Raw genomic sequence first — 26,809 nt, 5'->3', positions numbered from 1 at the left:
AACGCCTATGGTAGCGGCTGGCGCCTGTCATGGCGCCGTCTTCGGAGCGCCGTTCAGGGTTTCTTCGCACCGGCCGCCGCGGGCGGCGGGACAGCCGCCGCCGTGGCCGGAGAGGCGGCGGGCGGTTCGGCGGTGGACGCTTCGGCCGGAACCTCGTCCGCGGCGACCGCCACCGGTTCGTCGCGCAGCACGGGGGGCGGCGTCCACAATCCATCCAGCACTCCCGGACCGGGCGCATAGACGCGCAGCAGCACGCCCACCGGCCCCGAGGCCGGCACGGGCAGCCAGTTGGCCTGATCCTCGGGCGGGGGCGGGTCATGGCTGAAAATCACATCCAGCGAACCGTCGGCGTTGTAGCGCAGCGGGTCGCGGTCGCCCAGCGCATAGCGGTTGAGCGGATTGGCCACGGGCATGCCCTGGCCGTCATAGGCCGCCAGCGACCAGAGGGCGTCGGCGGGCGGCAACTGGCCGCTTTCAAAGCGCAGCGCGTAACGGTGCGCGCCATCCAGCAAGGCGCCCTGGCTGTCGGCGGCCAGCAGCAGCACGGTCAGGTCTTCGGGCAGGCCCGCGCCCGGCTGCGCCTGGGCGGCCAGCGCGCGCCGCAGATAGGAATTGCCATAGACCCCGATGCTGGCCGTTTCCTGTTGCCAGCCATTCGCGCCGCGCAGGGTGCTACCCGCCGCGGCCTCCATGCGCTCGCGAGCGGCGCGCACGCCCCGGCGCATGCCTTGCTTGGCGGGGTGGTCGAGCTTGTCGAAATCGAAGACGCGGCCCGGAATCAGCCCCACGCGCCGCAGCTTGGCCAGCACGGGCTGGTCCGTGGCATGGGGCGGGTGCTTGCGCAGCAGTTCCGCGGCGTAGGCAAAGAATGCATCGGTGGGCATGGACTCCACTTGCTCGCGCACCGGGATCTTCATATCCAGGGACGGGTCCGCCTTCGCGCGCTGCGGCTGCGCGGGCAGGTTCCACTGCGCCAGCGGAGTCAGGACGAAGCCGTCCTGCAGGGCGTTGACTGCGGGATACTCGGCGGCGCCGTCGGCCTGGATCAGGTTCTTCGCCCAGACATGGGCGCTGGGCGCGTCGATGCGCGCCATGCCGGAGGGCAGGGTGCCGGTCCAGCCCGGCGGCACGATCACGGTATTGCCCTTGGCCGTGCCGGTGCTGCGCTTGCCCAGCGTGGCGAATACGTCCGTCCACATGTCCAGCAGCGTCAGCGTATAGAGCCGCCCTTGCGTGTCGGGCACGGACAGCACGACCGGCCCGCCCGTCAGGTCCAGCCAGGCGACGCTGCGCAGCATGTCCGGGTTGGCCCAGGGCGTGGCCGCGCCAGCCTGGGGCAGGGCGCGGCCGTGCAGAAAGGCATTGGCCGGCGCGCCTTGCGTTCCTTGCGATGGATGGGTGAACTGGCGCCGGGTCAGGTCCATGGTGACCAGCGGGTAGAAATAGAGGTATCCCTCCATGGCCGCCTGATAGGCGGTTTCGGTCGCGGCGGCGGCCGGCGTCAGCGCGGCGGGCGCCGCCTGGACGGTGGCGGAGGGCGTCCAGGCCAGGACGGCAAGCGACAGGGACAGGGCCAGGGGGGCAAAGCGGCGCATCGGCGCTCCAACGGTCTTGCGGGGAACAGGGGGAAGGCCCCGTGAGGCGGCATCCCGGCGCCGGGGCAAATCGGGACCGGGGGCCGGGAGCAATGGTAGCAGTGCCGCGATCATTCAAAATCCGTGAAATGCGCCGATTTTGCCGTCAAATTCCTGTGTCCCGCGTAGACATCCCGATCCGATGAAGCATGGCGCCTGCACGGTTGTGGGCATATACTTGCCTGCATGTCCTTGGAGGCCGTAGGGCTTTTACCCTGACGGGCAGGTCCGGCTTCCTTCATTCACCCGGAGAGGAGTGCTTCATGGTCAACATGAATCGCCGCCAGTTCTTCAAGGTGACCGGTGCAACCCTGGCGGGCTCCAGCCTGGCATTGCTGGGGGTTGCTCCCGGCACGGCCATGGCCGAGGTGCGCCAGTTCAAGCTTGCGCGCATGACTGAAACGCGCAACACCTGTCCCTACTGTTCGGTCGCCTGTGGCTTGCTGATGTACGGTCTGGGCGATGGCTCCAAGAACGCCCGCGCCAGCATCATGCACATCGAGGGCGACCCCGATCACCCTGTCAACCGCGGCACCCTCTGTCCGAAGGGCGCGGCCCTGATCGACTTCATCCACAGCCCCAACCGCCTGAAATACCCGGAATACCGGGCGCCAGGATCGGACAAATGGGTGCGGATGTCGTGGGACGACGCCCTGACCCGCATCACCAAGCTCATGAAGGCCGACCGCGATGCGAACTTCGTCGAGAAGACCGCGGACGGCAAGACGGTAAACCGGTGGCTGACAACCGGCATGCTGGCCGCTTCGGCAAGCAGCAACGAAGTCGGCTACATCACGCACAAGACCGTGCGTAGCATGGGGATGCTGGCGTTCGACAACCAAGCCCGTGTCTGACATGGCCCGACGGTGGCAGGTCTTGCCCCGACGTTTGGCCGTGGAGCGATGACGAACCATTGGGTCGACATCAAGAACGCGGACGTAGTACTGATCATGGGCGGCAATGCCGCCGAGGCCCACCCCTGCGGGTTCAAATGGGTCACGGAAGCGAAGGCCCATAACAAGGCGAAGCTGATCGTCGTGGATCCGCGCTTCACGCGCTCGGCATCCGTGGCGGATTTCTACGCGCCCATACGAACCGGCACCGACATCATTTTCCTGGGCGGTGTCATCAAGTACCTGCTGGATAAGGACAAGATCCAGCACGAGTACGTGCGCAACTACACCGACTTTTCCTTCATCGTGCGCGAGGACTTCACGTTCGACGCGGGCCTGTACTCCGGCTACAACGCCGAGAAGCGCTCCTACGACAAGGAAAGCTGGGACTACGAGCGCGGCGACGACGGCTTCGTCAAGACGGACCCCACCTTGCAGCACCCGCGGACGGTCTATCAGCTCCTGAAGAAGCACTATTCGCGCTACACCGAAGACATGGTGGAACGCGTCTGCGGCACGCCCAAGGACAAGTTCCTGAAGGTGTGCGACATGCTGGGGTCCACGGCCACCACCAACCGCGCCGCCACCATCCTGTACGCGCTGGGCTGGACGCAGCATTCCATCGGATCGCAGATCATCCGCACCGGCGCGATGGTGCAGCTGCTGCTGGGCAACATCGGCATCGCCGGCGGCGGCATGAACGCGCTGCGCGGACACTCGAACATCCAGGGCCTGACCGACCTGGGCCTGATGTCGAACCTGCTGCCGGGCTACATGACGCTGCCCAACGAGCCGGAACAGGACTTCGGCAAGTACATCGAGACGCGCACGTTGAAGCCGCTGCGGCCCAACCAGCTCAGCTATTGGCAGAACTACAACAAGTTCCACGTGAGCTTGATGAAGGCGTGGTGGGGCAAGGCGGCTACGGCCGAGAACAACTGGGCGTTCGACTACCTGCCCAAGCTGGACAAGCTCTACGACATGCTGCAGGTCTACGAGCTCATGGTCCACGGCAAGATGAACGGCTACATCGCGCAAGGCTTCAACCCGCTGGCCGCGGCGCCGCACAAGGCCAAGCTGAACGACGGCTTCGCCAAGCTGAAGTTCCTGGTCATCATGGACCCGCTGGTCACCGAGACCTCCGAGTTCTGGCGCAACGCCGGCGAAGCCAACGATGTGGATCCGTCCAAGATCCAGACCGAGGTCTTCCGCCTGCCCACCACCTGCTTTGCCGAGGAAGATGGCGCGCTGGTGAACTCCGGGCGCTGGTTGCAATGGCACTGGAAGGGCGCGGAGCCTCCGGGCGAAGCCAAGAGCGACATCGAAATCATGGCGCTGATCTTTACGCGTCTGCGCAAGATGTACCAGGACGAGGGCGGCAAGTACCCCGATCCCATCGTCAACCTGTCATGGCCTTATTCCAATCCGCAGAACCCCACGGCCGAGGAGCTGGCCAAGGAGTACGCGGGCAGGGCGCTGGTGGACCTGGTGGATCCCAAGGACCCCACCAAGGTCATGCGGCGGGGCGGCGAGCAGCTCGCGGGCTTTGCGGAATTGCGCGACGACGGCTCCACGGCCAGCGGCTGCTGGATCTTCGCCGGGGCCTGGGGCCCGGGCGGCAACCTGATGGCGCGCCGCGACAACAGCGACCCGACCGGCATCGGCCAGACCCTGAGCTGGGCCTGGGCGTGGCCGGCCAACCGCCGCATCCTGTACAACCGCGCGTCTTGCGATGTGTCCGGCAAGCCATTCGATCCGCGCCGCAGCATCATCTCGTGGAACGGCAAGATCTGGACGGGCGCGGACATTCCCGACTTCAAGGGCGATGAGAACCCCGACGGCGGCATGGGCCCGTTCATCATGAACCCGGAAGGGGTGGCGCGCTTCTTTGCGCGCGCGGGCATGGCCGAAGGGCCGTTCCCGGAACACTACGAGCCCTTCGAGAATCCGCTGGGCTACAACCCGCTGCATCCGAAGGCCAAGGGCGTCACCAGCAATCCGGCCGCGCGCATCTTCAAGGACGATCTGGCGGCGATGGGCACCGTGGAGAATTTCCCGCACGTGGCCACGACCTACCGCCTGACGGAGCACTTCCACTACTGGACCAAGAACGTACGCATCAACGCCATTCTCCAGCCCGAGCAATTCGTGGAGATCGGCGAGGCCCTGGCCAAGGAATTGGGCATTCCCAACGGGTCACGCGTGAAGGTGTCGTCCAACCGTGGCTACATCAAGGCGGTGGCCCTGGTCACCAAGCGGCTGCGCGCGCTGACCATCGAAGGCAAGACGGTGCATCAGGTCGGGATCCCCATCCATTGGGGCTTCGTGGGCCTGGCCAGACCCGGCTTCCTCACCAACACCCTGACGCCATTCGTGGGCGACGGCAATTCCCAGACTCCGGAATTCAAGTCGTTCCTGGTGAAGGTCGAGAGAGCTTAGGAGAACCGACATGTCCATGCAATCCCTAGACATACGGCGGCGCTCCGCCACGACCACTCCGTCGCCCGGCATCCGCGAGCCCGTCACGGGTTCGGTGGCCAAGCTGATCGACGTCTCCAAATGCATCGGCTGCAAGGCCTGTCAAAGCGCCTGCCTGGAGTGGAACGATCTGCGCGACGAGATCGGCTTCAACGTGGGCTACTACGACAACCCGGCCGACCTGACCGAGCATTCCTGGACCGTCATGCGCTTCTCGGAGTTCGAGAATCCGGCCGGCGACCTGGAATGGCTGATCCGCAAGGACGGCTGCATGCACTGCGAGGACCCGGGCTGCCTGAAGGCCTGCCCGTCGCCGGGCGCCATCATCCAATACACCAACGGAATCGTCGATTTCCACGAGGAAAACTGCATCGGCTGCGGCTACTGCATCACCGGCTGTCCGTTCAACGTGCCGCGCATCTCCAAGAAGGACAACAAGGCGTACAAGTGCACGCTGTGCTCGGACCGCGTGGCCGTCGGCATGGAGCCCGCATGCGTCAAGGCCTGTCCCACCGGCGCCATCGTCTTCGGTACCAAGGACGACATGCACCAGCACGCCGAGGAACGCATCGAGGACCTGAAGTCGCGCGGCTTCGAGCAGGCGGGACTGTACGACCCGGCGGGCGTGGGCGGCACCCACGTCATGTATGTGCTGCATCACGCCGACCAGCCCGGGCTGTATCACGGATTGCCCGCCAATCCGCAGATCAGTCCCATGGTGTCCGTATGGAAGGGGCTGGCCAAGCCGCTGGGCCTGGCCATGATGGCGCTGACCGCGCTGGCGGGCTTTTTCCACTACGCCCGCGTGGGCCGCAACGAGGTGACCGAGGAAGACGAGCGCCGGGCCGAAGAGGAGGTGCGCCATGAGTGAAGACCGCCACTATCGCCGCATCAGGCGCTACACGCCGGGCGAGCGCACCAACCACTGGATCATCGCCCTGACGTTCATCCTGCTGGCGCTGTCCGGGCTGGCGCTGTTCCACCCGGCCATGTATTGGCTGTCCACCCTGTTCGGGGGCGGTCCCTGGACGCGCATCCTGCATCCGTTCGTCGGCCTGGTGATGTTCGTCTGCTTCGCCGTGTTCGCCGGGCACATGTGGCGGCACAACCTCATGACGAAAGCGGATCGCCAGTGGCTCAGGCAACTCAACGACGTGGTCGAGAACCGCGAGGAAAAGCTGCCGGAAGTGGGCAAGTACAACGCCGGCCAGAAGCTGCTGTTCTATGTGCTGATCCTGTGCATGCTGGGCCTGTTCGTCAGCGGCATCGTGATCTGGCGCGAGTACTTCGCGTTCTATTTCCCGATCTGGGTCGTCCGGGCCGCCTCGGTGCTGCATGCCGTTTGTGCGCTGGTGCTGATTTGCGCGATCATTGTGCATATTTACGCGGCGATCTGGGTAAAGGGCTCGTTGACCGCCATGCTGCGGGGCTATGTCACCGCCGGCTGGGCGTGGAAGCACCACCGCGCCTGGTTCCGGGAGCAGGTGAAAAAGTAGGCCCGCGCGGCGCGGGCGCCGATTTCCCCAGAGCCCTTTCCTTTGGGCTGACCTGTCCCGATCGCACGGCTGCTATCCTCCCCTGGAGGCTGGCAGCCGTGTTTGTTTCTCTGGAGACGCAATTGCAGCGAATTCTTCCGCGCGGCGAAATCGAAGCGCTAGACCACAACGTCATTCCCCGCGTCACCCTGCCGGATCGCGCATCCGTCTTCGTCGCGCGGGCGGCCCGCCTGCGCCAGCTGGCGGCGGACAATCCCGTGGCCGATTATCTGCTGCTGATGGCGCACCTGGTCGATGCCCAGCACCGCGCCCTGCAGGACTGCGCGGCGCCCGAAGCCACCGAAGACCGAATTTCGCTCGCCCAGGCGCATGGCATGCCGCCCCTGCAGGCCGTGGGCTGGCCGCGAGACCCCTTGTGGCGAGGCATCCTGGGCCAGCTGGTGGATGACGTTTCGCGTGCCCAGGGCGTTCCTGCCGAGGCCATCGAGGTCTGCGCCGCGCTGCGTCGCGCGCTGGACGAGGACCCGGAGTCGCTGGAGGACCTGGCCGAAGCCGTGCTGTCCGAACAGGACCAGGGCGTGGACAGCGCCGCCGCGCCTTTCGTAATGGCGGCCTTGCAGGTCTATTGGACGGATCTGGCCAGCCGCTACGATCCGAAGCAGCTGCCTGTCGCAAGCCCTTTCGGCGTGTGCCCGGTGTGCGCCAGCCTGCCGGTCGCCAGCATTGTGCGCGTGGGCGGGCAATACGAAGGCTACCGCTATCTGTGCTGCAGCCTGTGTTCGACGCAGTGGCACATGGTGCGGGTGAAGTGCTCGCATTGCGAGGACGTGGAAAAGGTGGCGTACCAGGCCATCGAAGGCCGTTCGCCCGCCATCAAGGCGGAAACCTGTGACCACTGCCACACCTATCGCAAGATCTTCTATCAGGACAAGGACCTGTACGTGGAGCCCGTGGCGGACGATCTGGCCAGCCTGATGCTGGACGTGCTGGTGGGCGAAGCCGGCTATTCGCGCTCCAGCGGCAATCCGCTGCTGTGGCACGGCGCCGAGGACTAGGGCCTGTTTACAACCAAGTAGGAGTCTTGCATGGCAGATCACCCGTCCGACGCCGGCACGGCCGCCGCGTCCGACATTCCTTCGCTGGACCGCCTGCTGAACGCCGAGGCGCTGCGCCCCGTGCTTGACGCCCATGGCCGCACCCAGGTGGTCGCGGCCTTGCGCCGCGACCTGGATGCGCTGCGCCAGCGTGCGCTGGACGGCAAGCTGCCGCGCCGGGAGCTGGATGCCGCGGCGGTGGCGCAGCGCACGGCCGCCGCGCTGGACAAGGCGGCCCAGCCCCGTCTGCGCGCGGTCTACAACCTGACGGGCACAGTGCTGCACACCAACCTGGGACGGGCTTTGCTGCCCGACGAGGCGGTGGCGTCGGTGCTGCGCGCGCTGAGCTCGCCGGCCAACCTGGAGTTCGACCTGGACTCCGGCGGCCGCGGCGACCGCGATGACCTGATCGACGACCTGCTGTGCGAGCTGACGGGCGCCGAGGCTGCCACCGTCGTCAACAACAATGCCGCCGCCGTGCTGCTGATGCTCAACGCCTTGGCGGACCGCCGCGAAGTCGTGGTGTCGCGCGGCGAGCTGGTCGAGATCGGCGGCGCCTTCCGTATCCCGGACATCATGAAGCGCGCGGGCGCCAAGCTGGTGGAAGTCGGGACCACCAACCGCACGCACGCGGCCGACTACGAGTCCGCCATCGGCCCGCGCACCGCGATGCTGATGAAGGTGCATTGCAGCAACTATGCGGTCACGGGCTTCACCAAGAGCGTCGGCGTTGCGGAGGTGGCGGCGCTGGCGCATGCGCGTGGCCTGCCCGCCACGGTGGACCTGGGCAGCGGGACGCTGGTGGACCTGACGCAGTTCGGGCTGCCCAAGGAGGACACCGTGCGCGAGACCATCGCCGCGGGCGCCGATCTGGTTACGTTCAGCGGCGACAAGCTGCTGGGCGGGCCGCAAGCCGGCTTGCTGGTGGGGCGGGCCGACCTGATCCGCAAGATCAAGAAGAACCCGCTCAAGCGCGCGCTGCGCGTCGGCAAGCTGACGCTGGCCGCGCTGGAACCCGTGCTGGGCCTGTACCGCGCGCCGGAGTTCCTGGCGCAGCGCCTGACCACGCTGCGTCTCCTGACCCGTCCGCAGCGCGATATCCAGCCTCAGGCCGAGCGGCTGCGCGGCGCCCTGGCGCATGCCGTGGGGCCGGGCTATGCGGTGGAGGCGGTGCCCATGTTCAGCCAGATCGGCAGCGGCGCCTTGCCGGTGGACCAGTTGCCCAGCTATGGCCTGGCGGTGCGCTTTGCGGGTTCCGGACGTCCGGGCCGTCATCTGGACAAGCTGGAGACGCTGCTGCGCCGACTGCCCGTGCCCGTGATCGGCCGCATCGCGGACGATGCCCTGTGGCTGGATCTGCGCTGTCTGGAAGCGCGTGACGAAGCGGCCTTCGTCGGGCAGCTGGCGGAGCCGCTGGCATGATCATCGGGACCGCGGGCCATATCGACCACGGCAAGACCACGCTGGTGCGCGCGCTGACGGGCGTGGATACCGACAGGCTCAAGGAAGAGAAGGCGCGCGGCATTTCCATCGAGCTGGGCTATGCCTATGCGCCGCTGGCCAATGGCGATGTGCTGGGCTTCATCGACGTGCCCGGCCACGAAAAGCTGGTGCACACGATGGCGGCCGGCGCCAGCGGCATCGATTTTGGCTTGCTGGTGGTGGCGGCCGACGATGGCGTGATGCCGCAGACTCGCGAGCACCTGTCCATCCTGTCCATGCTGGGCGTGACGCGGGGGGCGGTGGCGCTGACCAAGGCCGACCGCGCGGATGCCGCGCAACAGGCGGCGGTGCGCGCCGAGATTGCGGCGCTGGCGGCGGGCACGTTCCTGGAGGGGGCGCCGGTGTTCGGCACGAGCGCGTCGCAAGCCGGCGACGCGGGCGTGGCGGAGCTGAAATCGTATTTGCACGAGCAGGCCCAGGCTTTGATGCAGCGCGATGCGACGGGCCTGTTCAGGCTGGCGGTGGACCGCGTGTTCACGTTGGCGGGCCACGGGACGGTGGTTACGGGCACGGCGCACTCGGGCCAGGTCCGGGCGGGCGACGAGGCGGCGGATCTGCGGCTGATGCCCGCGGGTACGCGGGTGCGGGTGCGCAGTATCCATGCGCAGAATCAGCCCAGCGAGACGGGCGCGGCCGGTCAGCGCTGTGCGTTGAACCTGGCTGGCATCGACAAGGGGGCGATCGCGCGCGGCGACTGGATCGCGGATGCGCGCTGTTTTCTGCCGTCGCGGCATGTGGATGTGGCGCTGGCTCTGCTGCCCTCCGCGGATGCGCCGGTGCGCGCCTGGGCGCCGCTGCATGTGCATATCGGCGCGGCGCGCCATGTGGCGCATGTGGTGCCTATCAGTGTGGAGTCGCTGGCGCCGGGGCAGTCGGGCTGGGTGCAGCTGGTGTTCGATGAGCCCGTTTGCGCGATGCCGGGCGACCGCTACATCGTGCGCAATGCGCAGGCGACGCGCACGGTGGGAGGCGGCCGGGTGTTGGATCCGAATGCGCCGGACCGCAAGCGTCGCGCGGCGTCGCGCATGCAGGGCTTGCAGGCGCTGTCGGACATGCTGGACGGGGGCGGTTTGCATCCGGTGCTGGAGCATGCGCCGCTGGGCCTGGACGAGGATGCCTTGCAGCGCCTGACGGGCAGGCCGGTGCGTGAGATCGCGGCGCCGCATGGGGCGTTGTGGGTCGAACCGCGCAATGCGCAGGCGCCGCGTACGCTGATCCTGGGCGCGCAGTGGGATGCGTTGCGGGCGCGGGTGGAGCAGGCGTTGGCGGCCGTCCATCAGGGGGCGCCGGATGAGCCGGGCCCGGACAGCGCGCGGTTGCGTCGGATGGCGATGCCGGTGGGACCGGACGCGCTTTGGGTGTCGGTGCTGGATGATCTGCAACGCGATGGGCGGGTGGTGCGCAATGGTCCGTGGCTGCATCTGCCGGCGCATACGGCGACGCTGGCCGAGGCGGAGTCGGCGCTGGCCGCGCGTTTGCTGCCGCTGCTGGATGAGGGGGCGTTCGATCCTCCCTGGGTGCGGGATCTGGCGCGGACGCTGGAAGAGCCGGAGGATGGCGTGCGGCAGTTGCTGCGCAAGCTGTTGCGGCGCGGCGAGGTGGCGCAGGTGGTGAAGGATCTGTTCTATCACCGGGATCAGGTGCGGGCGCTTGCGGGGCTGGCGGCGGAGCTGGCCGCGCGGCCGGCGGGGTTGAATGCGGCGGTGTTCCGGGATGCGACGGGGTTGGGGCGCAAGCGGGCGATCCAGGTTCTGGAATTTTTTGACCGGGTGGGATATACGCGGCGGGTGCGGGATGCGCATGTGCTGCGCGCCGAGAGCGCGTATGCGGCGACGCAGGGGCGGTCCGAGCCGGTATCATAGGCAGGCCGCTACGGAAGGCATTCGTGCCCGGCGGCACGGCTGGGCTTCAAACCCAGTTGGGGGCGTCAGACGTTCCCAGGTAGGTTCGACTCCTGCTGCCTTCCGCCGGGTTCTTTTGAGGGGCCTCTATCGTTTGCTGGCGTGGGCATGGTTCTTCTGCCGCCCGTGGCGTTGCGGGGCCTGCGTTGCGGGCCTCCGATAGCGGTCCGGAGCCTTCGCTCCGGACTTCCCCTTCCTCATCCTCGTCCGCCTTCGGCTCCCTTCGGATTCCGTCGGGCGCATCTAAACGGCCCGCAACGCAGGCCCCGCAACACCACGGGCTGCGGCGGGGTAACTCGGCCGGGCCTTGGGGGCGGCATCGCAATGTCTTGCATTGCCCCTGCGCCTCAGGCGCGCAGCAGTTTCGTCACCACGCTGCTTACGCGGGTCGAGGTCCAGTCCAGTTCGCCCAGATGCCAATACCGGATCGATCCGCCGCGGTCCACCAGGTAGTTGGCGGGCAGTCCTACGGCTTCCCACTTCTTTGACGCCGCGCTGTTGCGGTCGTGCAGGACCGTGCCGGCGACGGGCCATTTCGCGAGAAAGGCGGAGATCTTGGCGGGCGATTCGCCGACGTTCACGGCGACCAGGCGCAGGCCTTCTTCGCGGTGGCGCTTGGCCATGGTGGACATGATGGGGATTTCGTCGCGGCAGGGGTCGCACCAGGTGGCCCAGAAGCTGACGATGACGACGTTGCCGCGCCAGGCGGAGAGTTTCCGTTCGCGGCCGGAGAGGTCGGGCAGGGTCAGTGGGGGAGTGGGGGCGGTCCAGGGGGCCCAGTCGGGGCCGGTGGCGGTTTTCAGGGCGGTGTCGCTGGCGGCCCGGGCCCCGAAGGGCAGGGCCGCCAGCGACAGGCCGGATTGCAGGAGGCGGCGACGACTGATCAAGGCGGGTCCCTGCGCGGATGAGGTCAGATGGGAATGGGTTTTGAGGCGAGCCTGTAGCTGAAGCCGTCGGGGTCCAGGCTGTCGAGGCGGCCGGCCGAGGTTTCGCCGTTGGGATACATCAGGAAGGGCACGGGGCCGTGCGCGGTGCCGGGCAGGGCGACGTCGTGGCCGTGGTTGTAGGCGACCCAGTTCATTTCCCAGGCGCCGAACAGCATGACGCGCGCGGCGCGCACCTTGGCGTCGGTCAGGGGCAGGTCGCCGGGTGGCTCTTCGAGCATGACTTTGCGCACGTCGGCGGGGTCCACGGGAATCCAGCCGTAGCCGTCGGCGTAGAACTCGGCGCGGCAGTGCTGGGCCTTGGTGACGTCGCCGGCCTTGCCGAGACTCTTGTAGCCCAGTTCGGAGTTGGCCACGCGCAGGCCGTAGGCGTCGCGCGCGGGGATGCCGGCGGCGCGCGCCAGCGCGACGAACAGGGCGTTGATGTCGGCGCATTTGCCGTTCAGGTCGTTGGCGGTGAGCATGTAGCGTACGTCGCCCACGCCGCAGCCGCGGGTGGAGGCGGTGCGGCAGGTCTTTTCCACGACCCATGCGTAGATGGCGCGGGCGCGGGCCAGGTCGCCCTGGTGGCCGCGGGTGATCTGGTCGGCGGTGGTTTTGACGATGCCGTCGGTGGGCAGCAGTGCGGTGGGTTTGAGGAATTCGCGCAGGGCGGCGGGGCTTTCGAGTTCGGCGTCGGCGGGCGGGGGCTGGGTCAGGTCCACGCGGCGGTTGCGGGTCTGGAAGCGGCTGGTCATTGTGACGTTGCGCGGCGTCTGCGCGTCGGGCCATTGCACGGCCAGCATCTGGACGTCGTAGCCGGGCGCCTGCATCAGCTGCGCGGTTCCGCCGCCGCTGACCTGCCAGGTGTTCCGCACGCCGCGCTGGTAGGGCGTGTCGGTGGCGTAGGGCACCGGGATCCAGATGCGCGTGTGGGCGCCGGGATCCTTCACGCTGATGTCGGTGGTCAGTTCGAAGGCGCGCCAGCCGGCGCTGACAGGCGCCTGCTGGGCGTGCGCGGCATAGGGTGCAGCGCTGGCGGCGCACAATGCACCGGAGAAACGGAGAAAGTGTCGGCGGTCCATGTAGCCCCCACGCACGGTGAAGATTGGCTGTCGGTGCGCCCGGAGCCGGGCGGCCGTCCGTTGCTGCATGCTGCGATTCATCATAGGGCCAATTCCGGGGGCGGTGCTATCCTTTTTCGACTGACCAACGGAGGCTGAGATGACCCAGGATGTTGCGTCCGCGGACGTGCCGCGTTTGACTTCGCTTTCTCATGGCGGAGGCTGTGGCTGCAAGATCGCGCCCGGCGTGCTGTCGGCGCTGCTGGCGCGCTTCGGACCCGCGGCCAGCTATCCGAACCTGATGGTGGGCACCGAGACGGCCGACGACGCGGCGGTGTACCGGCTCAATGATGAGCAGGCGCTTATCGCCACCACCGACTTCTTCATGCCCATCGTGGACGACCCGTTCGACTTCGGCCGCATCGCCGCGACGAATGCGCTGTCGGACGTGTACGCCATGGGCGGGACTCCCATCATGGCGCTGGCCATCGTGGGCATGCCGATCAATGTGCTGCCGCACAGCGTGATCGCCGACATCCTGCGCGGCGGCGAATCGGTGTGCGCGGATGCCGGCATTCCGGTGGCGGGCGGACACAGCATTGATTCGGTCGAGCCCATCTACGGCCTGGCGGCGATGGGCCTGGTGCATCCGGCAAGGGTCAAGCGCAACGCCGATGCGCGCGCGGGCGATGTGCTGATCCTGGGCAAGGGCCTGGGCGTGGGCATTCTGTCGGCGGCGCTGAAGAAGAATCGGCTGGACGATGCCGGCTATCGGGTGATGATCGAAACGACGACCCGACTGAACCGGCCGGGGCCGGCGCTGGCCGCGCTGGACGGTGTGCACGCCATTACCGATGTGACGGGTTTCGGCCTCTTGGGCCATGCGCTGGAGATGGCGCGCGGTGCGAAGCTGATGGCCCGCTTGCGGCTGGAGGCGCTGCCCTGGCTGCCGGGCGTGCAGGCCTTTGCGGCGGATGGCGTGATCACTGGCGCGTCCGGCCGCAACTGGGCGTCCTATGGCGAATCCGTGCGCCTGGGCGCGGGCGTCACCGACACGCAGCGCGCGTTGCTGACGGATCCGCAGACCTCGGGCGGCTTGCTGGTGTCCTGCGCGCCGGAGGCGGCGGCCAGGGTGCTGGACCTGTTCCACAGCCAGGGTTTCGCTCAGGCCACGGTGATCGGCGAGATGACGGCGGGCGAGGCGCAGGTGCGGGTGGACTGAACGCTCCGACTGCGCCTCAGGCGGTCAGGTCGCGCGCGGTGCCTGCCGCCTGCTCGACGAGCCATTGCGTGACGACGTCCGCGTCCGGCGTGCTGCGGCGCGCGTTGCGCACCAGCCAATAGGCATGCTCGGTGGCGCTGGCCGCCTGGTCTCCGACGATCTCCAGCCGCTTGTCCGCCAGCATGGGAGCGATCAGCGCCAGCCTGCCCAGTGCGATGCCGTGGCCCGCCAGGGCGGCATGCACGATCTGGTCGTACTGGTTAAAGCGCAGCATGCCCTTGGCGCGCACGCGGCCCAGGCCGCGCGCGTTCAGCCATTCCGACCACTGCAGCCACGGGCGCGTCGGGTCGTCGAATTCCAGCAGCACATGGCGCTGGAGTTCGCGCGTGTCGAGTGCGCGCGCCTTGAGCGACGGGTGGGCCACCGGCACCACCGCTTCCCCGAATAGCCAGACGGCGCCGTCCGGCACGGTGTCGCGCACGCTGTAGCGGATGGCGATGTCCACGGCTTCGCGGTCGATGTCGATGAGCCGGTTGTCGGCGGCCACGCGCACGTCGATATGCGGATGGGCCGCCTGGAAGTCCCCCAGCCGCGGCAGCAGCCACAGCGAGGCCACGCCGATGGTGGTGGTGACGGTGACGGGCGTGCGCCTCTCGGGCGCACGCAGCTGTTCGGTCAGGTCGCCTAGCTGGCTCAGCCAGACATCGGCCATGCGGAACAGCTGCGCGCCTTCGGAGGTGAACGACACGCTGCGGAACCCGCGCACCAGCAAGGGCACGCCCAGGTGCGCTTCCAGCGCCCGGATCTGGCGGCTGACGGCCGACTGCGTCACGTGGAGGTCTTGCGCGGCCAGCGTGATGCTCATGCGGCGGCCGACGGCGACAAAGCCCCGGACGAGATCAAGCGGCGGAAGTTTCGCCAGCGGGTATGGCATTCGTAAAACTCATGCGTATCGGACGGAAATGTCGCTTGAGCAATAGTACGACGAGGCGTCCAATATGACTCAGACGATGGGTGACGGGAACGCAAATTCCGGCCATCCGCCGCGATAGCCGCCGCTGCGGCCAGGGGGTACGCCATGATCCAGTTATGTTGCACTGCGGGAATGTCATTCCGTTTGGCCGGCGGGTCGACTATGCTGCTCAAGCGCGCTTCCGGCGTCCGCATCGTGTGTCACGCCGGCACCTTGTGGATATCCGAATACCGCCGCCTGGATGACAGCGTGCTTCAAGCCGGTGAATCCCTGACCGTCGGCAGCAATCGCGATGTCGTCATCAGCGGCCTGCCGGATGCGCAGGTCGCGCTACTTTCCTAGCCCTTGCAGGCCACCCGGAGTTCTGTGATGACCGCGTCCTTGCCCGATTCGCCCCGCATCGAAATGTGGTTCGATTTCGCCAGCCCCTACAGCTACCTGGCGATCGAGCGTATCGACGGCCTTGCGCAAGCGGCTGGCGTGCGGGTCGATCTGCGGCCTTTCCTGTTGGGCCCGATCTTCCAGGCCCAGGGATGGAACGACACGCCGTTCCGGCTCTTTCCAGGCAAGGGCGCCTACATGATGCGCGACATCGCCCGTCTGGCCGAGAAGTACGGCGTGGTCTACAACCGCCCGCGCCTGTTCCCGCGCATGAGCGTGCTGCCGGCGCGCATCGCGCTATTGGGCCAGGATGAGCCCTGGGGCCGCGAATTCTGCCTGGCGGTGTTCCGGGCCAATTTCCAGCACGATCTGGACATCCAGGCCGAAGACGTCGTGCATGAGCTGCTGACCAGTCTGTCGCTGGATGCCGACGCGCTGATCGCCCGCGGCAAGTCCGAAGCCGCCAAGGAAGCGCTGCGCCGCCAGGTGGACCGCGCGCGCAACCTGGGCCTGTTCGGCGCACCTACCTTTTTTGTGGATGGCGAAATGTTCTGGGGCAATGACCGCCTGGAAGACGCGCTGGACTGGACGCGCCGCGTCGCGCCCGCCAGCGCCTGGGCGCCGGCCTCCCGCGCCTGATCGCTACTGCATCGCAAGTTTTCTCGTCAACGCACCATCAGCAATGAAAAACGCAAGCAGCGCCTATCGCGGCGCGCCCATGCCGGGCGGCCGCTCGTTCACGCAATTCCGCGCCGCCCGCATCCGGCGGGTGTCCTTCCAGTGGATCCAGGCGGATCGCGCCGACGCGCAGGACGACAGCCGTCCGAAGCCGGTGGACCGCGCCAGGCGCGGGTGACTTGAGGCTGGCTCCTGGCGCTTGCGGCGTTCACCCTTTCGTCACCGGCGCGACGTTCGCCCACTCCTCGTCGGAGTAAAGGCGCGACCGCAGCAGGAAGCGCCTGCCTTCGGCGCTGTCCAGCGAAAAGGCGCCGCCGCGTCCCGGCACGGCGTCGATGATCAGCTGGTTGTGCTCCCAGTACGCGAACTGGTCCTCGCCCATGTAGAACGGGCAGCCTTCCAGTTCGCCCAGCAGCACGTCCGAGCCGCCCACCATGAACTCGCCCAGCGCATAGCACATGGGCGAGCTGCCGTCGCAGCAGCCGCCGGACTGGTGGAACATCAGCGGGCCGTGCTTGGCGCGCAAGGTATCGATCAGGTGGCGCGCCTCGTCGGTCGCGACCACGCGTGGCGTGTGCTCTGGCATAGCCGAATTCCTGGCAGGCGCGCCGGGCAGGCCCGGCGCGCTAGGTTGCCCCGTAAGAGCGATCAGAAGAAACCCAGCTTCTTCGGCGAATAGCTCACCAGCAGGTTCTTGGTTTGCTGGTAGTGATTGAGCATCATCTTGTGGTTCTCGCGTCCGATGCCGGATTGCTTGTAGCCGCCAAACGCCGCGTGCGCCGGGTAGGCGTGATAGCAGTTGGTCCACACGCGGCCGGCCTTGATGGCGCGTCCCATCCGGTAGCAGGTGTTGGCGTCGCGCGACCATACGCCCGCGCCCAAACCGTAGAGCGTGTCGTTGGCGAGCGCGAGCGCGTCATCGGCGTCCTTGAACGTGGTCACCGCCACCACCGGCCCGAAGATTTCCTCCTGGAACACGCGCATCTTGTTGTGGCCTTTGAACACCGTGGGCTGCACGTAGTAGCCGCCTTCCAGCGCGCCTTGCAGCTGGGCCCGGGATCCGCCGGCCAGGACGTCCGCGCCTTCCTGCTTGCCGATGTCCAGGTAGGACAGGATCTTTTCCAGCTGCTCGGTGGACGCCTGGGCGCCCAGCATGGTGTCCGCGTCCAGCGGATTGCCCTGCTTGATTTCCGCCACGCGCTTCAGGGCGCGCTCCATGAACTTGTCGTAGAGGGATTCCTGGATCAGCGCGCGGCTGGGGCAGGTGCACACTTCACCCTGGTTCAGCGCGAACATGACGAAGCCCTCGACGGCCTTGTCCAGGAAGTCGTCGTCCTGCGCGCCCACGTCCGCAAAGAAGATGTTGGGGGACTTGCCGCCCAGCTCCAGGGTGACCGGGATGATGTTCTGCGAGGCGTACTGCATGATGAGCCGGCCGGTGGTGGTTTCACCGGTGAAGGCGATCTTGGCGATCCGCTTGCTGGAGGCCAGCGGCTTGCCGGCTTCCAGGCCAAAGCCGGTCACCACGTTCACCACGCCCGGGGGCAGGATGTCGCCGATCAGTTCCATCAGCAGCAGGATGCCCAGCGGCGTCTGTTCGGCGGGCTTGAGCACCACGCAGTTGCCGGCCGCCAGCGCCGGCGCGAGCTTCCACGCGGCCATCAGGATGGGGAAGTTCCACGGGATGATCTGGCCGACCACGCCCAGCGGTTCATTGAAGTGATAGGCCACCATGTCGTGGTCGATCTCGGACAGCCCGCCTTCCTGGCTGCGGATGCACGAGGCGAAGTAGCGGAAGTGGTCGATCGCCAGCGGGATGTCGGCGGCGCGGGCTTCGCGGATGGGTTTGCCGTTGTCCCAGGTTTCCGCCGTGGCCAGGCGTTCCAGGTTGGCTTCCATCACGTCCGCGATCTGCATCAGCATGCGGGCGCGTTGGGCAGCCGGGGTCGAACCCCATTTCGGCGCGGCGCGGTGCGCGGCATCCAGCGCCAGGTCGATGTCGCGTTCCTTGGACCGGGCGTTGCGCGTCAGGGTCTGGCCGGTCACCGGGGTGACGTTGTCGAAGTACTCGCCGTCCGCCGGCTTCTGCCACTTTCCGTCGATGAAGTTGTCGTACTGCGTCTTGAGATCCAGGCGCGTGCCATAGGTTTCAGGGGTAACGCGGGTCGCGATATCCATGCTTGTCTCCGATATGGTTGGGATGGCGGCAGTCGGCTGCCTGTCCTGTATCAAGCAAGAGGCGTGCCAGTCGGGGCATCCCCGCTGGACAGCCCGCGCCTCGCGTGCGAAAGTAGATTTCGATTTGCGGGTAGGCGGGCAGGAGGGCGCTGGCCCAAGGCAAAGCAGCCCCCTCGGGGGGCAGCAAGCCCGCGCAGCGGGTGCGGCGTGGGGGTATTTCCCGTCGCTTTTTGCGACATTGTCGCGGAACAGGTGTCGCAGAACGCCTGTCCTAGGAGACATGCATGGCCACTCATTCCCGTCGGCACGCGCTGACGCAAGCGCGCCTGCTGTTCAACCAGCAGGGCGTGGTGCCCGGCGGCATGGTCGCCGAGCCCATCCTGCGCTCCTGGCGCCGCTGTGCCGACCTGGGCTTCGACATGCGCGGCGTGCGCCGCGCCGAACTCATGACGCAGGGCGAACTGCGAGAGGCGCAGCAGCGCAACGAGGCGCTGCGCCGGATGTCCGAACCGGCCATGTCCTTTCTGCGCCGCCAGGCCGGCGGCAGCGGCAACCTGGTGATCCTGTCGGACGCGCAAGGCCTGGTGCTGGATTCCGGTGGCGACACGGGCTTTGCGCACCGCGCGTCGCGCGTGGCGCTGATGCCGGGCGCGCCCTGGGACGAGGCTGCCGCCGGCACCAACGCCATCGGCACCGCGCTGATCGAGGGCCGGCCCATCGCCGTGCATGGCGCAGAACACTATTTCGAGCCCAACCGCATCCTGACCTGCGCAGCCGTGCCCATCACCGACAGCGAGGGCCGCACGCTGGGCGTGCTGGACCTGTCCAGCCAGGCCCGTGACATCCGCCCCGATGTGCTGGAGCTGGTGCGCGAGGCCGTGGACCGGATCGAACACCAGTTGTTCGAACAGGCTTATGAGCAGAGCGCCGTCTTGCGGCTGCACGCGGACCATTCCGGGCTGGGCTCGCCGGGCGAGGCCCTGCTGGCCTTCCAGGGCGACCTGCTGGTCGGCGCCAACCGCCGCGCCCTGCATGCGCTCGGGCTGGCCTCGACCGCCTTGGGCGTATACCGCTACGGGGATGTGTTCGACGGCGACATCGAGCGCTGCCCGGACGCGGCGGGCAGGGTGCAGACGCGCCTGGGCGCGGTGTATCACGCACGCCTGCGCTGGCCTCGCGCCCGTGCGCCGCAAGCGCCGCTGGCGCCTGCGCTGCCTGTGGCCCGGCCGGCGGCTCCCTGCTTTGATGCCGCCACGATGGGCGCCCTGGCGCGCGCGGTGCACCTGTCGGACGCGGGCGTGTCGATCCTGCTGCAGGGCGAGACGGGCGTGGGCAAGGAAGTGTTCGCGCGGCAGATGCATGCGCGCGGCAAGCGGGCCTCCGGACCGTTCGTGGCGGTCAATTGCGCCGCCTTGCCCGAAAGCCTGATCGAATCCGAACTGTTCGGCTACGAGGACGGAGCCTTCACCGGCGCGCGCCGGCAGGGCAGCAAAGGGCTGTTGCGCCAGGCGCACGGCGGCGTGCTGTTCCTGGACGAGATCGGCGACATGCCCTTGCTGCTGCAGTCGCGGTTGCTGCGCGTGCTCCAGACGCGCGAGGTCTCGCCGCTGGGCGCGGCGCGGCCCGTCGCGGTGGATTTCACGCTGGTGTGCGCAACCCATCGCCCGCTGGCCCACGAAGGGCCCGACGCGCCCGTGCGCCCCGATCTGTATTTCCGGATAGCCGAGTACACCGTCACCCTGGAGCCGCTGCGCGCGCGCCCGGACCGCCTGGCCCTGCTGCGCAATCTATGGGCCGCGCAGGGCGAGGGCCCGGCGTTACCGCCTGCCATCGAAGCGATCCTGGCCGCCTATCCGTGGCCCGGCAATTACCGCCAGCTGGTCGCGGTCCTGCGCACCTTGCATGTGCTGGCCGGGCCGGCGGGCAGGGTGGACGCGGACATGCTGCCCGCGGACATTCGCGGCGCGGCAGCGGTCCCGCCGCCCTTGGGCAGCGATCCGGCCAATCTGCAGTTGATGACGGACGCCGCGATCCGCGACACGCTGGCCGCGAATGACGGCAATGTCAGCCGCGCGGCGCGCGCCCTGGGCGTGCACCGCAGCACGGTGTACCGGCGGGCCGCGGCGCTGGGTCTTGTGGCCAGGCAGCGCTGACGGCCTGCCCTGTTCAGCCGATCAGGCGCGCGAGCTCCGCGCCCGGGTCCTTGGCGCGCATGAAGGCTTCGCCCACCAGGAAGGCGTCGACCTTGTGCTCGCGCATCAGCTTGACGTCGTCCGGCTTGAGGATGCCGCTTTCGGTCACGACGCGCTTGCCCGCGGGGATGCCGGGCAGCAGGTCCAGCGTGGTCTGAAGGCTGGTTTCGAACGTGCGCAGGTTGCGGTTGTTGATGCCCAGCAGCGGCGTCTTGAGCGTCAGCGCCACCTCCAGTTCCTGGGCGTCATGGACTTCCACCAGCACGTCCATGCCCAGCTCGATCGCCAGCGTTTCGTAGTCCCGCAGTTGCGAGGGGCTCAGCGCGGCCACGATCAGCAGCACGCAGTCCGCGCCCATCGCGCGCGCGGCGATGATCTGGTAGGGGTCAATCACGAAGTCCTTGCGCAGGACCGGCAGCGAGCACGCGGCGCGGGCCTGGCGCAGGTGGTCGTGCGAGCCCTGGAAGAACTGCACGTCGGTCAGCACGGACAGGCAGGCCGCGCCGTGCACGGCGTAGGTCGATGCGATCTCGGCGGGGGCGAAGGTGTCGCGTATCACGCCCTTGGAGGGAGAGGCTTTCTTGATTTCAGCGATGACGCCGGCCTTGCCTTGCGAGATCTTGTCTTCGATGGCCTGGGCAAAGCCGCGCACGTCCTGGCGCGCCTGCGCTTCGCGCAGGACTTCGGCTTCGCTGCGCATCTGGCGAGCGGCGGCGACTTCCTCGACCTTGACGGCGAGGATCTTCGCGAGAATATCGTTCATTTCTGGAATGTCCGGGTATATGCGCAGAATTCTTCCAGCTTGGCTCGCGCCGCGCCGTTGGAAATTAGTTCAAATGCTAGCGCTAAGGCTTCGGGAATGGAATCGGCTTTGTTGCCGGCATAGATGGCGAGCCCGGCGTTGAGCGCGACGATGTCGCGGGCGGCGCCCTCGACATTGTCCAGCGCCTCGATGACAAGCTCGCGCGACTGTTCGCGATTGGACACCTTGATGCTCCGGTTGGACATCATGGATAGCCCGTAGTCCTCGGGATGGATTTCATACTCGCGGATCTGGCCGTCCTTGAGTTCGCCCACCATGGTGGCGCCGCCCAGCGACGCCTCGTCCATGCCGTCCTTGCCGTGCACCACCAGCACATGGCGCGAGCCCAGGCGTTCAAGCACGCGCACCTGGATGCCGACGAGGTCGGGGTGGAACACGCCCATCAGCTGGTTGGCGGCGCCGGCCGGGTTGGTCAGCGGGCCGAGGATGTTGAAGATCGTGCGGACGGCCAGCTCCTTGCGGATCGCGGCCACGTTTTTCATGGCGCCGTGATGGGCGGGCGCGAACATGAAGCCGATGCCGGTCGCCTGGATGCACTCGGCCACCTGCTCGGGCGTCAGCACCAGGTTGGCGCCCAGTGCTTCCAGCACGTCGGCGCTGCCGCTGGACGACGAGGCGCTGCGGTTGCCGTGCTTGGCGATGGGCACGCCTGCCGCCGCCGCCACGAACATGGCGGTGGTCGAGATATTGAACGTGTGGCTGCCGTCGCCGCCCGTGCCGCACATGTCCAGCAGATCCTGGGGGTTGGGCGTGACCACGGGGGTGGCGAATTCGCGCATGACCTGTGCCGCCGCGGTGATCTCGCCGATGGTCTCTTTCTTCACGCGCAGGCCCATCAGCAGCGAGCTGGCGATCTGCGGCGACATCTCGCCGCGCATCAGCATGCGCATCAGGTGCAGCATTTCGTCGTGGAAAATTTCGCGGTGTTCAATGCAGCGCGTCAGCGCTTCGGTGGGGGAAATCGTCACGATGCGTCCTTCTTAGGCGAGGTTCAGGAAATTGCGCAGCAGGGCGTGGCCATGCTCGCTCAGCACGGATTCGGGGTGGAACTGTACCCCGTACAGAGGCAGGGTCTTGTGGCGCACCCCCATGATGTCGCCATCCGGCGCCGTCGCGGTGACCGCCAGGCACTCCGGCAGGGTGGCCGGATCGATGGTCAGCGAGTTGTAGCGGATGACAGTGTAAGGCGTGGGCAGGCCGGAGAAGATGTCGGTGCCGGTGTGCGAGATCTGGACGGTCTTGCCGTGCATGATCTGCTGCGCGCGCACGATATCGCCGCCAAAGGCCGCGCCGATGGCCTGATGGCCCAGGCATACGCCCAGGATGGGCTTCTTGCCGGCATATGCCTGGATCACGGGCACGGAGATGCCCGCTTCGGCGGGGAAGCAGGGGCCGGGCGACACGCAGATACGGTCGGGGTTCAGCGCGGCGATCTCTTCCAGCGTGATCTGGTCGTTGCGGGCCACGCGGACATCTTCACCCAGTTCGCCGAAGTACTGGACCAGGTTGTAGGTAAAAGAGTCGTAGTTGTCGATCATCAACAGCATTTTTTTCTCCTGACGGGCCGTCCTGCGGCCCGGGCGATAGGTCGGGGCGTCGTCGCCGGTCTCAGATGGGTTCGTCCAGGCCGTGCTGCACCTGTTCGGCCGCGCGCAGCACCGCGCGGGCCTTGGCTTCCGTTTCGGCCCATTCGGCTTCGGGATTGGAGTCGGCGACGATGCCGGCGGCGGCCTGCACATACAGCGTGCCGTCCTTGATGACGCCGGTGCGGATGGCGATCGCCACGTCCATCTCGCCGCCGTAGCTCAGGTAGCCGGCCGCGCCGCCGTAGATGCCGCGGCGCACGGGTTCGAGCTCGTCGATGATCTTCATGGCCTCGACCTTGGGCGCGCCCGTGAGCGTGCCGGCGGGGAACGAGGCGCGCAGCACGTCCATGCTGCTCATGCCGGGGTTCAAGGTGCCCGTGACGTTGGACACCAGGTGCATCACGTGCGAATAGCGCTCGATGACCATGGTGTCGCTGACCTTCACCGAACCCACCTGGGCGACGCGGCCGACGTCATTGCGCGCCAGGTCGATCAGCATGACGTGTTCGGCCACTTCCTTGGGGTCGGCCTTCAGCTCGGCGGCAAGCGCCGCGTCTTCCTCGGGGGTGCCGCCGCGCTTGCGGGTGCCGGCCAGCGGGCGGATGGTGATCTGCGACTTGGGCTCGCCGTTTTCCACCACGCGCTCCTGGCGCACCAGGATCTCGGGCGACGCGCCCACGACCTGGAAGTCGCCGAAGTTCCAGAAGTACATGTAGGGGGAGGGGTTGAGCGACCGCAGGGCGCGGTAGAGGGAGAGGGGGGAGTCGCGGAAGGGCTTGGCGATGACCTGGCCGATCTGCACCTGCATCAGGTCGCCGGCGGCGATGTGTTCCTTGGCGCGCAGGACGGCCGCCAGGTAGTCCTCTTTCTTGAAGTCGCGCCGCTCGTCGGTCTGCATGCTGGCGTGACTGTAGGGAATTTCCACGGGGCGTCGCAGGCGGGTGCGCAGATCGGTCAGGCGCTGCTGGGCGCGGCTGTAGGACTCGGGCTGGCTCGGGTCCGCGTAGACCATCAGGTAGATGCGTCCGGCCAGGTTGTCCACGATGACCAGCTCATCCACGTGCATCAGCATCAGGTCGGGCGTGCCGCCTTCCATGCCGGCCGGGAAGGGCTTGACCGCCGGACCCAGGCAGGGCTCGATGTGGCGCACCGTGTCGTAGCCGAAGTAGCCGGCCAGGCCGCCGCAGAAACGCGGCATGCCCGGGCGCAGCGCCACCTTGAAGCGGCTCTGGTACTGCTCGATGAAGGCCAGCGGGTCGCCGTCGTGGGTTTCGGCGACCTTGCCGTCGTGCAGCACTTCGGTGCGGGTGCCGCTGGCGCGGATCACCGTGCGCGCGGGCAGGCCGATGAAGGAATAGCGGCCGAAGCGCTCGCCGCCCACGACCGATTCCATCAGGCAGGTCATGCGGCCCGCCAGGGGGCCCGCATGCGCCAGTTTCAGGTAGATGCCCAGCGGGGTGTCCAGGTCGGCGTAGGTCTCGGCCACCAGCGGGATGCGGTTGTAGCCTTGTGCCGCAAGGGCCTTGAATTCGATTTCGGTCATGTCGGGTCTCGTAAGCGGTGTTTGCTTTCGGACCGGGTGCGCAACAAAAAGCCCGGTCCAGGTAACTGGTTCCGGGCTGGGCGCTGTTTACACAGTGTCGGCGCTAGGCGGCTTTAGTCGCGTCTAGGGCCGGGAAGGGAATCATCGCCACCCGGAAGACAAACGCCACCAGCGCCACGAGGCGCCGAGCATTTGGTTCTGGATGGAAACGTTCATTGATCTGTGTTCAGTATTGAATTCGTGGAGCCGATCAGGGGTGGTGCATCAAGCAGAGACTTTTGCCGCGTTCTGGTTTTGATTCCAGAGCGCAACCCACTGGGCGGCGTCAACAAGCGTGTCAACTATACCATCGACATCCAGCTCGCGCACGTCGCGTCCTTCGTTGTAGCCGTAAGGCACCACCAGGACCTGCGTGCCGGCGCTGCGGCCGGCCTGCGCGTCATTGATGGAATCGCCGATGGTCACGGCTTCGCCGGGCGCCACGCCCACCAGGTCGCAGGCATGCAGCACCTGGTCGGGATCGGGCTTGCGGCGCGCGCAGGTGTCGCCGCAGACCACGGCGTCGAAAAAGCCCGCCAGGCCCGTGCGCTGCAGCAGCGGCAGCGTGAATTCAGTGGGCTTGTTGGTGACCACCGCCAGCTTCAGGCCCTGGTCGCGCATGAGCTTCAAGCCATCGATGACGCCGGGGTACACCTGGGCGCGCTCGCCATTGACCAGGTGGTAGTGGCGGTAGAAGGCCTCGCGGGCGCGGTCGAACTCGGCGGGCGTGGGATCGGCGGCGTCCAGGCTGCCGGCCAGGCTGCGGCGCACCAGGTTGTCCACGCCCTTGCCCACGAAGGTGGCCACCACGTCTTCGCGCAGCGCGGTCATGCCCAGCTCCACGCGCATGGCGTTGGCCGCAAAGGCCAGGTCGGGTATGGAGTCGAGGAGGGTTCCGTCCAGGTCCAGCAGCGCGGCGCGAAAGGCGTTCATGTCGGTTTCCTGGCCTTAGATGGCGGTGGTTTCGCCAATGGCGATCTGTTCGCGCATGGACTTGATGATGCCGGCGTAGTCGGGCTTGCCGAAGATGGCGGAGCCGGCCACGAAAGTGTCGGCGCCCGCGGCCCGGATTTCGGCGATGTTGTCGATCTTGACGCCGCCGTCCACCTGCAGAACGATTTCCTGGCCGCCGGCCTGCATCCAGGCGTCGATCTTGGCGCGGGCCTCGCGCAGCTTGGTCAGCGCGCCGGGGATGAAGCTCTGGCCGCCAAAGCCCGGGTTCACCGACATGATCAGGACCAGGTCGATCTTGTCCATCACGTAGTCCATGTAGGACAGCGGGGTGGCGGGATTGAAGACCAGGCCTGCCTTGCAGCCGTTCTCGCGGATCAGGGACAACGTGCGGTCCACGTGGCGGCTGGCGTCCGGGTGGAAGCTGATGTAGTTGGCGCCCGCGCTGGCGAACATGGGAACCAGCGCGTCGACCGGTTCGACCATGAGGTGCACGTCGATGGGCACTTCGACGTGGGGGCGGATCGCCGCGCACACCATCGGGCCGATCGTCAGGTTGGGGACATAGTGGTTGTCCATCACGTCTACGTGGATCCAGTCGGCGCCCGCGGCGACGACGTTGCGGACTTCCTCGCCCAGGCGGGCGAAGTCAGCCGACAGGATGCTGGGGGTGATGCGGGTGGAGGCCGGTTGGGTAGACATGATGTTCGGGGTCGAGGAGGGCATAATGTGCCATTATTGCAGTTTGAGGCGCGGTATCGGGAATGGCCCGGTCCTGCGGGTCCGAGAACTGCGTCTTTCAAGCGTGGGCGCCGGTATCCGGCCCCCCGCGTGCAGCCACACAGGGAAGGACTGTGAAACCTTACGACCTGAGCGTCTCCGTCTCTCCGCGCTTCGTGCCCGAACAGTCCGATCCCGGCGAGCAGCAATTCGTGTTCGCCTACACCGTTCGCATCACCAATACCGGCGAACATCCCGCCCAGGTGATCAGCCGCCACTGGATCATCACCGACGGCAACCAGCGCGTGCAGGAAGTGCGCGGGCTGGGCATCGTGGGGCAGCAGCCCCTGCTGGCGCCCGGCGAAACCTTCGAATACACCAGCGGCTGTCCCTTGCCCACTCCCGTGGGCACGATGCGCGGCACCTACCACTGCGTCGGCGAGAACGGAATCCCGTTCGAAGTGCCGATATCCGAATTCGTCCTGGCCATGCCGCGCACCCTGCACTGAAATGGTCCGGCCATCCGTTGCACGTTTT

Annotated in this window: 24 protein-coding genes and 1 tRNA gene; 13 read left to right on the top strand and 12 right to left on the bottom strand. The window is 67.3% G+C overall.

The features are described 5' to 3' along the window. Positions 1 to 53: 53 nt before the first annotated feature. Positions 54 to 1,595, bottom strand: coding sequence for a DUF1254 domain-containing protein (locus HLG70_RS20090; protein WP_171667435.1), 1,542 nt, complete (start codon positions 1,593 to 1,595; stop codon positions 54 to 56). 302 nt (positions 1,596 to 1,897) lie between these two features. Here HLG70_RS20090 and fdnG point away from each other — a divergent pair, with 302 nt between their 5' ends. The 7 genes from fdnG (at position 1,898) to HLG70_RS20055 (ending at position 11,065) form a co-directional block, all read left to right on the top strand. After that, on the top strand, positions 1,898 to 4,966 hold the full coding sequence (gene fdnG / locus HLG70_RS20085; RefSeq protein WP_171667434.1) for a formate dehydrogenase-N subunit alpha: 3,069 nt from the start codon (positions 1,898 to 1,900) through the stop codon (positions 4,964 to 4,966). A gap of 10 nt (positions 4,967 to 4,976) precedes the next feature. Beyond that, positions 4,977 to 5,876, top strand: a complete 900-nt coding sequence (gene fdxH / locus HLG70_RS20080) for a formate dehydrogenase subunit beta (protein ID WP_171667433.1) — start codon at positions 4,977 to 4,979, stop codon at positions 5,874 to 5,876. Further along, positions 5,869 to 6,501 (top strand): formate dehydrogenase subunit gamma, encoded by a 633-nt coding sequence (locus HLG70_RS20075; protein ID WP_171667432.1) that lies wholly within the window; start codon positions 5,869 to 5,871, stop codon positions 6,499 to 6,501. The genes fdxH and HLG70_RS20075 overlap by 8 nt, the downstream gene beginning before the upstream one ends. Positions 6,502 to 6,623: 122 nt before the next feature. Beyond that, on the top strand, positions 6,624 to 7,556 hold the full coding sequence (fdhE, locus tag HLG70_RS20070) for a formate dehydrogenase accessory protein FdhE (protein ID WP_171667431.1): 933 nt from the start codon (positions 6,624 to 6,626) through the stop codon (positions 7,554 to 7,556). Positions 7,557 to 7,586: 30 nt separating this feature from the next. Continuing rightward, on the top strand, positions 7,587 to 9,017 hold the full coding sequence (gene selA, locus HLG70_RS20065; RefSeq protein ID WP_171667430.1) for an L-seryl-tRNA(Sec) selenium transferase: 1,431 nt from the start codon (positions 7,587 to 7,589) through the stop codon (positions 9,015 to 9,017). After that, complete coding sequence (selB, locus tag HLG70_RS20060) at positions 9,014 to 10,960, top strand: selenocysteine-specific translation elongation factor (RefSeq protein WP_171667429.1); 1,947 nt, start codon at positions 9,014 to 9,016, stop codon at positions 10,958 to 10,960. Before selA ends, selB begins: the two co-directional genes overlap by 4 nt. A 12-nt stretch (positions 10,961 to 10,972) precedes the next feature. Further along, positions 10,973 to 11,065, top strand: a tRNA-Sec gene (locus HLG70_RS20055). A gap of 281 nt (positions 11,066 to 11,346) precedes the next feature. Here the strand turns inward: HLG70_RS20055 and HLG70_RS20050 are convergent. Beyond that, a complete protein-coding gene (locus tag HLG70_RS20050; protein WP_171667428.1) occupies positions 11,347 to 11,886 on the bottom strand; it encodes a TlpA family protein disulfide reductase in 540 nt (179 codons plus the stop codon). A gap of 23 nt (positions 11,887 to 11,909) precedes the next feature. Then, positions 11,910 to 13,007, bottom strand: coding sequence for a transglutaminase-like domain-containing protein (locus HLG70_RS20045; RefSeq protein WP_171667427.1), 1,098 nt, complete (start codon positions 13,005 to 13,007; stop codon positions 11,910 to 11,912). 139 nt (positions 13,008 to 13,146) lie between these two features. Here HLG70_RS20045 and selD point away from each other — a divergent pair, with 139 nt between their 5' ends. Then, complete coding sequence (gene selD, locus HLG70_RS20040) at positions 13,147 to 14,208, top strand: selenide, water dikinase SelD (RefSeq protein ID WP_171667426.1); 1,062 nt, start codon at positions 13,147 to 13,149, stop codon at positions 14,206 to 14,208. 16 nt (positions 14,209 to 14,224) lie between these two features. Here the strand turns inward: selD and HLG70_RS20035 are convergent, their stop codons facing one another. After that, positions 14,225 to 15,142: a LysR substrate-binding domain-containing protein gene (locus HLG70_RS20035; RefSeq protein WP_171667425.1), complete on the bottom strand. Its 918-nt coding sequence runs from the start codon at positions 15,140 to 15,142 to the stop codon at positions 14,225 to 14,227. Between the two features lie 171 nt (positions 15,143 to 15,313). Here HLG70_RS20035 and HLG70_RS20030 point away from each other — a divergent pair, with 171 nt between their 5' ends. From HLG70_RS20030 to HLG70_RS20020, 3 genes are read left to right on the top strand one after another with little or no spacing between them, the layout of a single operon-like run. Beyond that, complete coding sequence (locus HLG70_RS20030; RefSeq protein ID WP_171667424.1) at positions 15,314 to 15,523, top strand: DUF2917 domain-containing protein; 210 nt, start codon at positions 15,314 to 15,316, stop codon at positions 15,521 to 15,523. Positions 15,524 to 15,550: 27 nt separating this feature from the next. Further along, complete coding sequence (locus HLG70_RS20025; RefSeq protein ID WP_171667423.1) at positions 15,551 to 16,201, top strand: 2-hydroxychromene-2-carboxylate isomerase; 651 nt, start codon at positions 15,551 to 15,553, stop codon at positions 16,199 to 16,201. 43 nt (positions 16,202 to 16,244) lie between these two features. Then, positions 16,245 to 16,418, top strand: a complete 174-nt coding sequence (locus tag HLG70_RS20020; protein ID WP_171667422.1) for a hypothetical protein — start codon at positions 16,245 to 16,247, stop codon at positions 16,416 to 16,418. 30 nt (positions 16,419 to 16,448) lie between these two features. Here HLG70_RS20020 and HLG70_RS20015 read toward each other — a convergent pair whose 3' ends face one another. Beyond that, positions 16,449 to 16,826: a DUF779 domain-containing protein gene (locus tag HLG70_RS20015; protein WP_171667421.1), complete on the bottom strand. Its 378-nt coding sequence runs from the start codon at positions 16,824 to 16,826 to the stop codon at positions 16,449 to 16,451. Positions 16,827 to 16,888: 62 nt separating this feature from the next. Beyond that, positions 16,889 to 18,418 carry an aldehyde dehydrogenase gene (gene adh, locus HLG70_RS20010; protein WP_171667420.1) on the bottom strand — a complete coding sequence of 510 codons (1,530 nt, stop codon included), beginning with the start codon at positions 18,416 to 18,418 and terminating at the stop codon, positions 16,889 to 16,891. A 284-nt stretch (positions 18,419 to 18,702) separates the two neighbouring features. Between adh and HLG70_RS20005 the strand changes: the two genes are divergently transcribed. Beyond that, the gene (locus HLG70_RS20005) at positions 18,703 to 20,571 is read left to right on the top strand and encodes a sigma-54-dependent Fis family transcriptional regulator (protein WP_171667419.1); all 1,869 of its coding nucleotides are present in this window, start codon (positions 18,703 to 18,705) and stop codon (positions 20,569 to 20,571) included. 13 nt (positions 20,572 to 20,584) lie between these two features. Here HLG70_RS20005 and trpC read toward each other — a convergent pair whose 3' ends face one another. From trpC to rpe, 6 genes are all read right to left on the bottom strand, one after another. Next, positions 20,585 to 21,373, bottom strand: coding sequence for an indole-3-glycerol phosphate synthase TrpC (trpC, locus tag HLG70_RS20000; RefSeq protein WP_171667418.1), 789 nt, complete (start codon positions 21,371 to 21,373; stop codon positions 20,585 to 20,587). Next, entirely contained in the window at positions 21,370 to 22,401 is a 1,032-nt protein-coding gene (gene trpD, locus HLG70_RS19995) for an anthranilate phosphoribosyltransferase (RefSeq protein ID WP_171667417.1), read from the bottom strand. The genes trpC and trpD overlap by 4 nt, the downstream gene beginning before the upstream one ends. Positions 22,402 to 22,413: 12 nt before the next feature. Next, positions 22,414 to 22,980, bottom strand: a complete 567-nt coding sequence (locus HLG70_RS19990) for an aminodeoxychorismate/anthranilate synthase component II (protein ID WP_171667416.1) — start codon at positions 22,978 to 22,980, stop codon at positions 22,414 to 22,416. Between the two features lie 61 nt (positions 22,981 to 23,041). Then, the gene (trpE, locus tag HLG70_RS19985) at positions 23,042 to 24,562 is read right to left on the bottom strand and encodes an anthranilate synthase component I (RefSeq protein WP_171667415.1); all 1,521 of its coding nucleotides are present in this window, start codon (positions 24,560 to 24,562) and stop codon (positions 23,042 to 23,044) included. Positions 24,563 to 24,826: 264 nt separating this feature from the next. Continuing rightward, entirely contained in the window at positions 24,827 to 25,534 is a 708-nt protein-coding gene (locus tag HLG70_RS19980; protein ID WP_171667414.1) for a phosphoglycolate phosphatase, read from the bottom strand. A gap of 15 nt (positions 25,535 to 25,549) precedes the next feature. Continuing rightward, positions 25,550 to 26,278, bottom strand: a complete 729-nt coding sequence (rpe, locus tag HLG70_RS19975) for a ribulose-phosphate 3-epimerase (protein ID WP_171667413.1) — start codon at positions 26,276 to 26,278, stop codon at positions 25,550 to 25,552. A 128-nt stretch (positions 26,279 to 26,406) separates the two neighbouring features. Between rpe and apaG the strand changes: the two genes are divergently transcribed. Next, a complete protein-coding gene (gene apaG / locus HLG70_RS19970) occupies positions 26,407 to 26,781 on the top strand; it encodes a Co2+/Mg2+ efflux protein ApaG (RefSeq protein ID WP_039882644.1) in 375 nt (124 codons plus the stop codon). Positions 26,782 to 26,809 lie beyond the last annotated feature (28 nt).

The sequence above is a fragment of the Achromobacter deleyi genome, from assembly GCF_013116765.2.
In the GTDB taxonomy this organism is placed as follows: Bacteria; Pseudomonadota; Gammaproteobacteria; order Burkholderiales; family Burkholderiaceae_B; genus Achromobacter; species Achromobacter deleyi_A.
The sequence above is the reverse complement of the archived record's forward strand: the minus strand, read 5'-3'. Positions and strand labels throughout refer to the sequence as shown.

What these genes read in the sequence shown, in the direction of transcription:
- selA (WP_171667430.1), top strand. Translation starts at nt 7,587, where the DNA reads ATGGCAGATCACCCGTCCGACGCCGGCACGGCCGCCGCGTCCGACATT.
- HLG70_RS19990 (WP_171667416.1), bottom strand. Translation starts at nt 22,980, where the DNA reads ATGCTGTTGATGATCGACAACTACGACTCTTTTACCTACAACCTGGTC.
- adh (WP_171667420.1), bottom strand. Translation starts at nt 18,418, where the DNA reads ATGGATATCGCGACCCGCGTTACCCCTGAAACCTATGGCACGCGCCTG.
- rpe (WP_171667413.1), bottom strand. Translation starts at nt 26,278, where the DNA reads ATGCCCTCCTCGACCCCGAACATCATGTCTACCCAACCGGCCTCCACC.
- HLG70_RS20025 (WP_171667423.1), top strand. Translation starts at nt 15,551, where the DNA reads ATGACCGCGTCCTTGCCCGATTCGCCCCGCATCGAAATGTGGTTCGAT.
- HLG70_RS19980 (WP_171667414.1), bottom strand. Translation starts at nt 25,534, where the DNA reads ATGAACGCCTTTCGCGCCGCGCTGCTGGACCTGGACGGAACCCTCCTC.
- HLG70_RS20045 (WP_171667427.1), bottom strand. Translation starts at nt 13,007, where the DNA reads ATGGACCGCCGACACTTTCTCCGTTTCTCCGGTGCATTGTGCGCCGCC.
- HLG70_RS20035 (WP_171667425.1), bottom strand. Translation starts at nt 15,142, where the DNA reads ATGCCATACCCGCTGGCGAAACTTCCGCCGCTTGATCTCGTCCGGGGC.
- trpC (WP_171667418.1), bottom strand. Translation starts at nt 21,373, where the DNA reads ATGAACGATATTCTCGCGAAGATCCTCGCCGTCAAGGTCGAGGAAGTC.
- HLG70_RS20020 (WP_171667422.1), top strand. Translation starts at nt 16,245, where the DNA reads ATGAAAAACGCAAGCAGCGCCTATCGCGGCGCGCCCATGCCGGGCGGC.
- selD (WP_171667426.1), top strand. Translation starts at nt 13,147, where the DNA reads ATGACCCAGGATGTTGCGTCCGCGGACGTGCCGCGTTTGACTTCGCTT.
- trpE (WP_171667415.1), bottom strand. Translation starts at nt 24,562, where the DNA reads ATGACCGAAATCGAATTCAAGGCCCTTGCGGCACAAGGCTACAACCGC.
- HLG70_RS20075 (WP_171667432.1), top strand. Translation starts at nt 5,869, where the DNA reads ATGAGTGAAGACCGCCACTATCGCCGCATCAGGCGCTACACGCCGGGC.
- HLG70_RS20090 (WP_171667435.1), bottom strand. Translation starts at nt 1,595, where the DNA reads ATGCGCCGCTTTGCCCCCCTGGCCCTGTCCCTGTCGCTTGCCGTCCTG.
- fdxH (WP_171667433.1), top strand. Translation starts at nt 4,977, where the DNA reads ATGTCCATGCAATCCCTAGACATACGGCGGCGCTCCGCCACGACCACT.
- HLG70_RS20005 (WP_171667419.1), top strand. Translation starts at nt 18,703, where the DNA reads ATGGCCACTCATTCCCGTCGGCACGCGCTGACGCAAGCGCGCCTGCTG.
- selB (WP_171667429.1), top strand. Translation starts at nt 9,014, where the DNA reads ATGATCATCGGGACCGCGGGCCATATCGACCACGGCAAGACCACGCTG.
- HLG70_RS20015 (WP_171667421.1), bottom strand. Translation starts at nt 16,826, where the DNA reads ATGCCAGAGCACACGCCACGCGTGGTCGCGACCGACGAGGCGCGCCAC.
- HLG70_RS20030 (WP_171667424.1), top strand. Translation starts at nt 15,314, where the DNA reads ATGTCATTCCGTTTGGCCGGCGGGTCGACTATGCTGCTCAAGCGCGCT.